Origin of the sequence: Bacteroides sp. 3_1_13 (assembly GCF_001185845.1) — a bacterium.
Taxonomy (GTDB): domain Bacteria; phylum Bacteroidota; class Bacteroidia; order Bacteroidales; family Bacteroidaceae; genus Bacteroides; species Bacteroides xylanisolvens.
In genome coordinates, this window is the sequence record NZ_KQ236956.1 from 1,541,159 (window position 1) to 1,553,139 (window position 11,981).

At 45.8% G+C, this 11,981-nt stretch carries 7 protein-coding genes; 4 read left to right on the forward strand and 3 right to left on the reverse strand.

Annotation, left to right across the window (positions count from 1 at the left end; translation table 11 throughout):
• Positions 1-157 precede the first annotated feature (157 nt).
• Positions 158-1,909, forward strand: a complete 1,752-nt coding sequence (locus HMPREF9009_RS18795) for an ATP-binding protein (RefSeq protein ID WP_049702973.1) — start codon at positions 158-160, stop codon at positions 1,907-1,909.
• 222 nt (positions 1,910-2,131) lie between these two features.
• Here HMPREF9009_RS18795 and HMPREF9009_RS18800 read toward each other — a convergent pair whose 3' ends face one another.
• The gene (locus tag HMPREF9009_RS18800; RefSeq protein ID WP_004315798.1) at positions 2,132-3,751 is read right to left on the reverse strand and encodes an ABC-F family ATP-binding cassette domain-containing protein; all 1,620 of its coding nucleotides are present in this window, start codon (positions 3,749-3,751) and stop codon (positions 2,132-2,134) included.
• A 330-nt stretch (positions 3,752-4,081) separates the two neighbouring features.
• Between HMPREF9009_RS18800 and HMPREF9009_RS18805 the strand changes: the two genes are divergently transcribed.
• The 3 genes from HMPREF9009_RS18805 to HMPREF9009_RS18815 all read left to right on the forward strand — a co-directional run bounded on the left by HMPREF9009_RS18805 (position 4,082) and on the right by HMPREF9009_RS18815 (position 7,404).
• The gene (locus HMPREF9009_RS18805; protein WP_004315797.1) at positions 4,082-4,663 is read left to right on the forward strand and encodes a nucleotide exchange factor GrpE; all 582 of its coding nucleotides are present in this window, start codon (positions 4,082-4,084) and stop codon (positions 4,661-4,663) included.
• Positions 4,664-4,762: 99 nt separating this feature from the next.
• Positions 4,763-5,950, forward strand: a complete 1,188-nt coding sequence (dnaJ, locus tag HMPREF9009_RS18810; protein ID WP_008022049.1) for a molecular chaperone DnaJ — start codon at positions 4,763-4,765, stop codon at positions 5,948-5,950.
• A 314-nt stretch (positions 5,951-6,264) separates the two neighbouring features.
• Positions 6,265-7,404 carry a DNA alkylation repair protein gene (locus HMPREF9009_RS18815; protein ID WP_015531287.1) on the forward strand — a complete coding sequence of 380 codons (1,140 nt, stop codon included), beginning with the start codon at positions 6,265-6,267 and terminating at the stop codon, positions 7,402-7,404.
• Between the two features lie 9 nt (positions 7,405-7,413).
• Here the strand turns inward: HMPREF9009_RS18815 and HMPREF9009_RS18820 are convergent, their stop codons facing one another.
• Together HMPREF9009_RS18820 and HMPREF9009_RS18825 are read right to left on the reverse strand one after the other, a co-directional pair.
• Positions 7,414-9,231: a RagB/SusD family nutrient uptake outer membrane protein gene (locus tag HMPREF9009_RS18820; protein ID WP_053095315.1), complete on the reverse strand. Its 1,818-nt coding sequence runs from the start codon at positions 9,229-9,231 to the stop codon at positions 7,414-7,416.
• On the reverse strand, positions 9,231-11,975 hold the full coding sequence (locus HMPREF9009_RS18825) for a SusC/RagA family TonB-linked outer membrane protein (RefSeq protein ID WP_049702974.1): 2,745 nt from the start codon (positions 11,973-11,975) through the stop codon (positions 9,231-9,233). Before HMPREF9009_RS18825 ends, HMPREF9009_RS18820 begins: the two co-directional genes overlap by 1 nt.
• Between the last annotated feature and the right edge of the window lie 6 nt (positions 11,976-11,981).

Below are 11,981 nucleotides of genomic sequence, written 5' to 3' on the forward strand. Positions count from 1 at the left end.
AGTCGTTTTTCCACAAAATAGCTTTTTCCTCCAAATAGTCGTTTTTGCACGAAATAACAGATAAACGGATAAATTAGTGGCATTAAACGTGTCACTTTCATCCGTTTTTCCGTATATTTGCTCGATATGAATGATGAATAAAGAAAGGAATCGCAATATGATGAAGCAAATACCATACGGATTGACGGATTTCGGTCGCATCCAAAAAGAAAACTATTATTATGTGGATAAGACGATGTTTATCGAAAAGATAGAAATGCAACCGTCTTATCTGTTCCTGATCCGTCCCCGGCGCTTCGGGAAAAGTCTGACGCTGGCGATGCTGGAGGCTTATTATGACGTTCGGTATGCCGACCAGTTCGACGAATTGTTCGGCAATCTGTATATCGGGCAGCATCCTACGCCGATACATAACCAGTTTCTCATCATGAGATTCAATTTCTCGGAGGTGAGCTCGAATATCAATGAGGTGGAGGAATCTTTCCGGTTGCATTGTTGCGGGAAACTAAGACATTTTCTGCAAAAGTACGAACATATTTTGGGAAAGGAGATCTGGAACGTGCTGAACGAAGAAACGCTCGAAGAGCCGGGAGCACTGCTATCCGCCATCAATTCGTATGCCACCCTCAAGGGAGACATCAAAATCTATCTCCTGATTGATGAATACGATAATTTCACGAATACCATTCTTTCTACTTACGGCACGGACTTATATCGAAAAGCGACGCATGGCGAAGGATATATCCGCAGGTTTTTCAATGTAATCAAAGCCGCCACGACGGGAATGGGTTCTGCCGTCAACCGTTTGTTCATCACGGGAGTAAGCCCGGTGACGATGGACGACGTGACAAGCGGATTCAACATCGGAACGAATATCACCACCGACCCGTGGTTTAACGACCTTGTAGGTTTCAGCGAGAAGGAATTGCGCGAGATGCTGACGTATTATAAGGAACAAGGCGCTCTCCCGATGTCGGTAGACGATGCGGTGACAATGATGAAGCCTAACTATGACAATTATTGCTTCAGCGAGAATAAATTAGCAGATTGTATGTTCAACTCGGACATGGTGCTCTACTGCATGAAGTCATTGATATTGCACGGAGTGAAACCTAAAGAGATTGTAGATCCCAATATCCGTACGGACTTTAACAAGCTTGCCTACCTTGTCCGTCTCGACCATGGACTGGGCGAAAACTTCTCCGTCATCAAGGAGATTGCGGAGCAAGGCGAGATAGTGACTGAAATAGTCACCCATTTCTCCGCACTGGAAATGACGGACGTGGGCAACTTCAAATCTCTGCTGTTCTATTTCGGACTGCTTTCTATCAAAGGGGTGGATATGATGGGACGCCCCATCCTGCACATTCCCAATCTGGTGGTTCGCGAACAGCTATTCAATTTCCTGATTCAGGGATATGCCCGTCATGACATCTTCAAGCTCGACGTGAACCGTCTGCGCACTCTGTTTGAGAATATGTCCTTCAAAGGAGACTGGAAACCGTTGTTCGAATTTCTAGCAGAGGCCATTCGGGAGCAGAGCCGGATAAGGGAGTACATAGAAGGGGAAGCTCATATCAAAGGATTCCTCCTCGCCTATCTAAGTATGTTCCGCTATTATCAACTATATCCGGAATATGAGATGAATAAGGGTTTTGCCGATTTCTTCTTTAAGCCCAGTCCGGCGGCACCTGTATCTCCACCGTACACGTATCTATTGGAGGTGAAGTATGCGAAAGCAGGAGCGTCGGAGAAAGAGATACGCGCACTTGCCGATGATGCACGGGAACAGTTGATTCGCTATAGCAAGGATGAATGTGTGGCAGAAGCTCGTGAGAAAGGGGGATTGAAACTGGCAACGATCGTATGGCGCAGTTGGGAATTGGTGCTGATGGAAGAGGTATCATAAAGTACTTGTCACATCACAAACACCGATTTAGGTATGCACTCACCTCCACATCTGATATTGGGCTAAATAAATAATCTCATCAGAACAGGTGAATGGAATCCTATCTATAAAAATCAGGCGCGGATTACACGAATCGCACGATTTCTTTAAAATCAGAAACGTGTTATCCGTGTAATTCGCGCCTAAGTTTTATACGATGGCTACGACGTCCAAGACGGGAAATTACTTGTCCCCGTACATCTTCGCTCTCAATTCCTTGATGTGATCGGACGTGATATATTCGTCATACTCCATCATCTTGTCGATGATACCGTTCGGTGTCAGTTCGATGATACGGTTGGCAACCGTCTGGATAAACTCGTGGTCATGAGAAGAGAAAAGGATGTTTCCCCTGTACGTCTTCAGGTTGTTGTTGAATGCCTGGATAGATTCCAAATCCAAGTGGTTGGTCGGAGTGTCCAGAATCAGACAGTTCGCATTGCGGAGCTGCATACGGGCAATCATACAACGCATCTTCTCACCTCCGGAGAGTACGCTTACTTTCTTCAACACCTCTTCGCCGGAGAAAAGCATACGGCCGAGGAAACCTTTCATATACACTTCGTTTCCTTCACCAAACTGGCTCAACCAGTCCACCAGGTTGAGGTCGGTATTGAAGAAATCGGTATTATCCAGCGGCAGGTAAGCAGTGGTAATGGTTACCCCCCAGTTGAAGGTACCGGCATCCGGCTTCATGTTTCCGTTGATGATTTCGAAGAACGCAGTCATCGCACGCGGGTTGCGCGACAGGAATACCACTTTGTCACCTTTCTCTACGTTGAAATTGACGTCGTTGAAAAGCACTACGCCTTCTTCCGTCTTCTTGCTCAATCCGGAAACTTCCAGAATCTGGTTGCCCGGCTCGCGTTCGGGAGTGAAGATAATGCCCGGATACTTACGTGAAGAAGGTTTGATTTCTTCTACGTTCAGTTTCTCCAACATCTTCTTACGGCTCGTGGTCTGCTTGCTCTTCGCTACGTTGGCGCTGAAACGGCGGATAAATTCTTCCAACTCTTTCTTCTTCTCTTCAGCCTTCGCCTTCTGGTTCTGCTGCTGACGGAGAGCCAACTGGCTGGATTCGTACCAGAAACTATAGTTACCGGCAAACATATTGATTTTTCCGTAGTCGATGTCTACGGTGTGCGTACATACAGAATCGAGGAAGTGACGGTCGTGGCTCACTACCAATACGGTATGCTCGAAGTTGGAGAGATACTCTTCCAACCAAGTCACTGTCTCCATATCCAAGTCATTGGTAGGCTCATCGAGCAAGAGGTTGTCCGGATTTCCGTACAATGCCTGCGCCAGCATGACACGCACTTTTTCCTTACCGCTCAACTCACCCATCAATACATAATGCTTATCTTCTTTCACGCCCAGTCCGCTCAACAGCATGGCTGCGTCGCTTTCCGCATTCCATCCGTCCAACTCGGCAAATTTCTCTTCCAACTCGGATACTTTCAGTCCGTCTTCATCTGTGAAATCTTCTTTCGCATACAATTCTTCGCGTTGCTTCATGATGTCCCACAACACAGTATGCCCCATCATCACAGTATCCATAACGGTATAAGAGTCCCACTTAAAGTGGTCCTGGCTCAACACCGAAAGGCGTTCGCCCGGTCCGAGCGCAATGGTACCCGTTGTCGGGTCCAAATCTCCGTAAATCGTACGAAGGAAGGTAGATTTTCCCGCACCGTTAGCACCAATAATACCATAACAATTACCACTCGTAAACTTCAAGTTTACGTCATTAAACAACACTCTTTTACCAAACTGTACCGAAACGTTCGAAACTGTAATCATCTTCTTTATTTACTATTTTACTAGTTACTATTTTACTATTTTGCTAGCTACTATTTTACTATTTCGTTAGTTACTATTTTAGTATTAACTATTTTAGCGTGCAAAGTTAGACATTTAAAATGAATTATGAGCTATCTGATATGTGCCAATCTGACATAAAAGCGTTACCTTTGCTGCGTTTTTTGGCAAAACAGCCAACTTGGCAAAGTTTTTGCAGACAAAATCAATGACATCCGGTCAGCCCGGTATGTTTATTGGCGTTATTCTACCAAGTAAGATAACGTGTGTGTTAAATAGTAAATAGTAACTAGTAAAATAGTAAATACCAAGATGGATCCGAAAGAAAAAAAAGTGAAGGAAGAAGAACTGAACGTTGAGGAAACTCAAAACCATGCGGAAGAACAACCGCAAAACGAACAAGCGGAGGACGCCACTCCCCTGACTCATGAAGAAGAGTTGGAAAAAGAACTGGAAAAGGCCCAAGAGGAGATTGAAGAGCAGAAGGATAAATACCTGCGCTTGTCTGCCGAATTTGACAACTACCGGAAACGCACCATGAAGGAAAAGGCCGAACTGATTCTGAACGGTGGCGAAAAGAGCCTTAGCAGTATTCTTCCGGTGGTGGACGACTTCGAACGTGCCATCAAAACAATGGAAACGGCAACAGATGTCAATGCCGTAAAAGAAGGAGTAGAACTGATTTACAATAAATTTATGGCTGTCCTGGCACAAAACGGTGTGAAAGTCATCGAAACAAAAGACCAACCACTGGACACTGATTACCATGAAGCCATCGCGGTAATCCCCGCACCGTCGGAAGCACAGAAAGGTAAGATTCTGGACTGTGTGCAAACGGGATATACACTGAACGACAAAGTGCTCCGCCACGCTAAAGTGGTAGTAGGAGAATGAAAAGAATTATGATTTATGATTTATGATTTATGGCTGCGCTATCCTACTGCAGAGTAAATCATAAATCATAAATCAAAAATCATAAATCAATAAATGGGCATGGCAGAAAAAAGAGACTATTACGAAATATTGGAGGTGACGAAGACAGCCACAGTAGAAGAAATAAAGAAAGCATACCGTAAGAAAGCAATTCAGTATCACCCCGACAAGAATCCGGGCGACAAGGAGGCTGAAGAGAAATTTAAGGAGGCGGCCGAGGCATACGACGTGTTGAGCAATCCGGAGAAGCGTTCGCGTTACGATCAGTTCGGTCATGCGGGAGTGAGCGGTGCGGCAGGCAATGGCGGTCCGTTCGGTGGTTTCGGTGGCGAGGGAATGTCGATGGATGACATCTTCTCTATGTTTGGCGACATCTTCGGTGGCCGCGGCGGCGGTTTCGGGGGAGGCTTCGGAGGATTCAGCGGATTTGGCGGCGGTGGCGGTTCACAGCAACGCCGGTATCGCGGCAGTGACCTCCGTGTGAAAGTGAAGCTGACATTGAAGGAAATCTCTACCGGAGTAGAAAAGAAATTTAAACTCAAAAAATATGTGCCGTGCGACCAGTGTCATGGCACGGGTGCCGAGGGTGACGGCGGATCGGAGACTTGTCCTACTTGTAAGGGTAGCGGCTCGGTGATTCGTAACCAGCAGACCATTCTGGGCACGATGCAGACTCGCGTCACTTGTTCTACGTGTGGCGGCGAGGGAAAGATTATCAAGAATAAATGTAAGAAGTGTGGTGGCGACGGAATCGTTTACGGCGAGGAAGTGGTAACCGTGAAAATCCCTGCCGGAGTGGCAGAAGGGATGCAGCTCTCTATGGGCGGCAAAGGAAATGCCGGCAAGCACAACGGTGTGGCAGGCGACTTATTGATCCTCGTTGAGGAAGAACCGCATCAGGACTTGATTCGCGACGAGAATGATTTGATTTATAATCTGTTGCTTAGTTTCCCGACGGCTGCACTGGGCGGTGCTGTGGAAATTCCGACAATCGACGGCAAAGTGAAAGTGAAGATTGATTCGGGTACTCAACCGGGTAAAGTGCTTCGTTTGCGTGGCAAGGGGTTACCGAATGTAAACGGGTACGGTACGGGAGATTTGCTGGTCAATATCAGTATCTATGTGCCGGAAGCTCTCAACAAGGAGGAAAAGAACACGCTCGAAAAGATGGAAGCTTCAGACAATTTCAAACCTAACACGTCGGTAAAAGAGAAGATTTTCAAGAAATTCAAGAGTTTCTTCGATTAGTCTTTTTGCTATCATATTATCATATATAAGGTATAAGTGGGCTGCAATCTTTTTGTGGCCCACTTTTTTTATGATATTCTCTAAATAGCCCCCCCTCTCGCACAATCTTTTCATATAGTTTACCTAAATAAGGCGCAATATAGGGCTATCCTAAAAAAAATGGCATATATTTGTATAACAAACAAATAGATCGGCATAAAATAATTATCAACACTTTAAAATTCAAATTATAAAAAACGAATTTATCAAAGAAACATTATTTAGTCGTTCCATAAAAAAACAATAACTGTTTAACTAAACTATATATTTAAAGAATGGCAGAACCTTTTAAAAACATGTTTAACGAGCAATTTTTCGATCTGTTTACGAAAGATTTGAAACTTGTTATCGACGATTTTGATGCTTGCGAGTTTGTATCTCAAGTGATGGACGATGAATGGGAAGGCAGGGAACTTAAACAACGCTGCATGCACATCACAACGGTGCTAAGAAAGTTTTTACCGGCAGATTACAAAGAGGCGATCGCTAAGATACTTGAATTGTTGGATCATATAAAAAAGACACGGCCTGATTTCTCGGTGATAGACGACACGAAGTTTGGTTTGACTTTGGAGTATGGGGGAATTCTGGATAATTATGTCGAACAATATGGGCTGGACGATTACGAAACTTCTGTCAAGGCGATAGAGAAAATCACGCAGTTCACAAGTTGCGAGTTTGTGGCTCATTCTTTTATTATCAAATATCCGGATCAGATGATGAAACAGATGTTGGTTTGGTCGAAACACGAACATTGGGGAGTCAGGCGGCTTGCGTCAGAAGGTTGTCGTCCGCGTCTTCCCTGGGCGATGGCGTTGCCGAACCTGAAAGAGAATCCTGCGCCTATCATTCCTATTCTGGAAAATCTAAAAAATGATCCGGCAAGATTTGTGCGGTTGAGCGTTGCCAATAATTTGAATGATATCGCGAAAGATAATCCCGAAATCGTCATTGATTTAGTGAAGAAATGGAAGGGAGAATCGAAAGAGGTGGATTGGATTATTAAACACGGCTGCCGGACGCTCTTAAAACAAGGCAATCCGGAGGTGATGGAGTTGTTTGGCTTCAACTCTACTATCAGCAATATCTGTGTGGAGGATTTCCAAATTTCAAGCCCGGAAGTGAAAGTCGGGGATTCGTTGGAGGTTAGTTTTAAACTGTTGAACAAGAACGATCAAACAACCAAGATACGACTCGAATATGGAATCTATTACCAAAAAGCAAATGGAACGTTGACGAAGAAAGTGCATAAAATCAGCGAGAAAGAATATGTCAGGAACTCAACCACGCGAATCACCCGAAAACATTCTTTCCGGGTGGTTACAACGAGGAAGCTCCATCTCGGACTTCATCAAATTGCTATGATTATCAACGGGAATGAATTTGAAAAATATAGTTTTGAGTTGATTGAATAATAACTGCTGTTAATAACCCGGATTCTGCTTCAACTTTGTATTCATCACCCGTATTTTCTCCGGTATAGGGAACACGGTAGTATATCCGTTTCCCTCATCCGGCAATTGCGGACGGCTACTGTAAGCTCTTGTAAACTTCCCGAAGCGAACCAAGTCTTGACGTCTCCAACCTTCCCAAGCCAGTTCCAGTTGGCGTTCGGCAAGGATATTCTCTAAAGTGGCAGTGCGGGAGGAGGCATTGACGCGGCTACGGACTTCATTCAGTTCTTCATCTCCACTGGCTCCATTGCGCACTTTCGCTTCACTCTTCATCAACAGAGCATCCGCGTAGCGGAACAATACAATATCATTCTCCATCAACTTACCGTCTTTTGTGGCAGTCGGGTCAACTTCGTACTTCTTCATACGGGCTCCTGCTGTTTGTTCATACGGGGTATCTGTAATATCCAGAGCTACTTTCCAGGGCAGATACTCCAATACGGTGCCATCATCCAGCTTGATGATGTTTCCTTTCAGGTCGCGCACTACTCCCGCAAAATAGCAAATATCAAAGCGGGGATCTTGTTCGGCTGTTTCATAACCGAAGGTTTGGAGGGCTTCAATAGTTGCACTGGGGCCGTTCTCACCGCTTAGGCCGTACGCCTTGGCATGGTTGTAGTGGCGGGAGCGGAATAGATATTGCATTTGATTGGTGTACAAGGTTTTATTCATCGGAATGGTAAAAATATTCTCTATCGATGATTCATTAAAAATGGAGAAATTGGTTTCGTATTTTGGTTCCAATTCATTGTAGCCCATCGCCTTTAGCTGGTCACAGTAGTAGATGACTGTTTCCCACGCATTGAGTTCGTTGCCGTTCACTGTAAACTTTATGTTTTTTCCGTCCGGACGTTGTCCGTCTGTCCAATCATTATCCGTATAGACTTCGGAATTCAGAGCCAGTTTAGCCAATAGGAAAGTGACTACCGGACGGGTGATACGGCCATAATAAGGACCGGACTGGTTACTGTGCGCATCGCTCAACAGAGGAGCCGCTTCCTGCAATTCCTTGAATACAAACTCAAAAACCGTTTTCCGTTCACTCTGGACAACCTCTTTCATTGCCACTGAAGAGGATTGAACCAACGGGATGCGTCCGAACAAATCCATCAGATAATAATAATACATGGCTCGCATGGCCTGCACTTCCGCCCGGTATGCCGGAAGTACAGCATCGGAATGGGTTTCGGCAAACTTGTCTATCCGTTCGAGCGATTTGTTGCTTAGCATGACGACTTTGTAAAGATATTCCCATGTAGCTTGGATAGCGTCATTCTCTACTCCCCAATCGTGCAGGTAAAGTCCTTGCCAAAAGCCGCCATCGTACCAGTCGCCTCCACGGGTGGGGATAATGGCTTCGTCGGAAGTGAAAGTGTTCAGGTCGTAGACTCCCCTACCCGTTCCCTGCAATCCCTGACTGTCGCTATAACCGCCTATGTAAGTATAAAGTGAAGCTACCGCATTGAGATATACTTCCGAGATCGTATTGTAGACATCCTCTTCCGGTAGTTTGTCTTTCGGATTTTCCTGTAAGAACTTATCACAGGAAAATAAGGTTAGACTCGTCACCAGAAAAAATAATAATATTCTTGAAGGGTAGATTATTTGCTTTGAGAGTCGTTCTACTCTCCTTAAAATCGGCTCTGTATTTTGTACTAATTCTGTTTTACTCTGCAAAAGAGATTCTGACTTTTGCGACAACTGTTGACGACTTTGTATAAACAGTTCAACCTTCTGCAAAAACTGATTTCTATTTTTCATATATCGTTTCATCCTCTCCTCCTCCATTAAAAGTTAATACTCAATCCTAAGGTGTACGTCCGTGCCAACGGATACCCCCGTTTATCGTCCACGCCCAACGTTGAGTTCACCGTGGAACTGTTAATCATGGGCGAAAGTCCCGAATAACCGGAGATGGTTGCCAGATTGTTGACAGTAAATGCTAAGCGCAGGGAACGGACGTATTTCTTTAGTTTCTGCACCTTCTCAATCGGCACGTTCCAGCCCAGCGTCACATAGTCGAAGTTGACGTAATCTCCCTTTTCCAGCCAATAGTCGGTGGCAGTCTGATCCTTGATGTTCTGTTGCGGAGCTTTCTTCATTACATTGTAGTCGGGGAAGATATTCATGTTCATATAGGTCAGGGAAGTTCCGTTGTAGATTTTATGTCCGAAAGCTCCGTTGATCTGCAAAGACAGGTCGAAACGCTTGTAACGGAAACTGATGTTAGATCCCAGAATCGTTTTGGGTACGGCTTGTCCTGCCACGTAGCGGTCTTCACCATCTTCCAGACTGACGCCTCCGCCATTCAGGTCGGCAATGCCATAGGTATATCCACCGTTTCCGTCGGACTCCAGTCCGGTGCTGTGAGGGAGATAGAACACGCCCAACGGTTGCCCCACCATCTGATAAACGATGTGGTTGTAGCCGCCGTGGAAGCCGGCTCCATCAAGGCTGGCAAGACTTTTATATTCGGAAGCGGAAAGCATTTCGCCGTTATACATACCGCTCAATGAAAGCAGTTTGTTGCGCTGAAAGGTGATGTTGGCATTGATATTCAGTTCCATGTCCTTCGTTTTCAAAGGGGTGATACCGATGGCGATTTCCGTACCCCAGTTGCGCATGGAGCCGATATTGGCAAGCAAGGTGTTATAGGTGAAAGGGGGCACGCTTACGTTGTAAAGGTAAAGCATATCCGTGGTGCGGGAGTTGTAATAGTTGGCGGAAAGCAACAGGCGGTTGCCGAATAAAGCGATGTCGAAACCGGTATTAAAGGTATGTTTCACTTCCCATTTCAGATCGGGATTCGTATTCCGGAGATCTCCCAAAGATACAATGGCGGAGTTTCCGACGGGGACGACACCGTTCGGCTTGACAAGATTCAGTGTTGTGTATGAGTCAATCCCGCTTTGGTTACCTGCCAGACCGTAACCGATACGGAATTTCAGATTGTCTATCACGGGGAATTGCTTCATAAATTCTTCTTCACTAATCACCCATGCCGCGGATGCAGAGGGGAAAAAGCCCCATTTATGGTTGGCTCCGAATTTGGAGGAAGCATCTGTACGGGCGTTCAACGTCAGTACGTAGCGGTCGGCGTATGTATAATTGAAGCGTCCCATGAAAGATGCCAGGCGCGGTTGCTCGTAGTAGGAATTAGTGCCTTCCCACAAACGGAGCGCTCCTGCCTGAAGGTTATTATACCCGAACTTATCGGTGCTGAAATTGCTGACTGTGGTATAATAGCCTGTGTAAGTCTCTTTCTGAAGTTCGGCAAGTGCCAGTACGTCAAAGAAATGCTTTTTCCAGTTTTTCTTATAGGTCAGCATCATGTTTCCCAATAAGGATTCGCGCTTTTTGGTTCCTTTGTATGCCTGACCGTTCGCCCAGACGGAAGTGGGGAGGTATTGCGAATTTTCTACGATATTGTAAGTATAAGCTCCGAACAGGCTTAGTTTCAGTCCTTCCATCAGATTGAAAGTGAGACGGGCGTGCGTACTGATGTGCGAAGTGGCATCATCGTCCTGCACTTCCATCCATGCCAATGGATTGGTGATTTGGCTGGCGGTCGTTATTCCGTCCCACGAATTGGTGACAGGGTCTTTATGATTGGGATAGGTAGGATTGAACGTAGCTGCCGAATAGAACGTTTTCTGATAATCTACCAGGTTATGATTCTTCTGAATGGAGCCGAACATTCCCAGTTCGCAGTTCAGGAAGCCGTCGAACATTTTCTGATTCATGTTCATATTTGAAGTGAAATTCTTCATGTCTTCATTCAGAATCACTCCCTGACGATCCATAAAACCGAGGGAAACACGATAACTGGACTCACTGGAACCGCCATAAAAGGCGATATGATGATTCTGTTGCAGTCCTGTCTGCTCAATCTCTTTCTGGAAATCGGTATTGTTCCCTTTGTCCAGAATGGAAATGCCTCGTTCCGATGCTACGCGGCGGAATTCATCACCGGACAGCATTTTCAAATTCTTGTAGACGGTGGAAATCCCGAAGCTACCGTTGTAAGCCACCTGTGTCCTGCCACTCATCCCTTTTTTGGTGGTGACTTCTATCACACCGGATGCACCTCGCGAGCCGTACTGTGCGGTTTCGGAAGCGTCTTTCAGGATGGTAAAACTCTCAATATCCGTAGGGTAAATGGAGGTAAGCATACTCAAGTCGCCAAATACTCCGTCGACGATAATCAAAGGGTCGTTGCCGCTGGTCAGTGAGGTAGTTCCCCGCAGGCGCACCGCATCCAGAGCCGCCGGTCCGTTGGAGCCCCGCTGGATGGTCAAACCCGGCACACGTCCACGGATTGCTTCCAAAGGGTTCGTTATCTGGTCTTTGTTCATCTGTGTCTCCGTGATTTTCTCTACGGAGCCGGACAGGGTTTTCAAACTTCCGGTGGCATATCCTACGGTAATCAATGAATCTATGGGCGCGACGGAAATCTTCTGTGCCAACGTGCCCTCGCACGGGATTACCAGAAGAAGAAGGCTGTAGAAAATGAGTCTAGCGTGTTGTACCATATTCTT

Bases quoted from the DNA above. Each gene is read 5' to 3' on its own strand.
- HMPREF9009_RS18795 (WP_049702973.1), top strand. From the start codon at position 158: ATGATGAAGCAAATACCATACGGATTGACGGATTTCGGTCGCATCCAA.
- HMPREF9009_RS18800 (WP_004315798.1), bottom strand. From the start codon at position 3,751: ATGATTACAGTTTCGAACGTTTCGGTACAGTTTGGTAAAAGAGTGTTG.
- HMPREF9009_RS18805 (WP_004315797.1), top strand. From the start codon at position 4,082: ATGGATCCGAAAGAAAAAAAAGTGAAGGAAGAAGAACTGAACGTTGAG.
- dnaJ (WP_008022049.1), top strand. From the start codon at position 4,763: ATGGCAGAAAAAAGAGACTATTACGAAATATTGGAGGTGACGAAGACA.
- HMPREF9009_RS18815 (WP_015531287.1), top strand. From the start codon at position 6,265: ATGGCAGAACCTTTTAAAAACATGTTTAACGAGCAATTTTTCGATCTG.
- HMPREF9009_RS18820 (WP_053095315.1), bottom strand. From the start codon at position 9,231: ATGGAGGAGGAGAGGATGAAACGATATATGAAAAATAGAAATCAGTTT.
- HMPREF9009_RS18825 (WP_049702974.1), bottom strand. From the start codon at position 11,975: ATGGTACAACACGCTAGACTCATTTTCTACAGCCTTCTTCTTCTGGTA.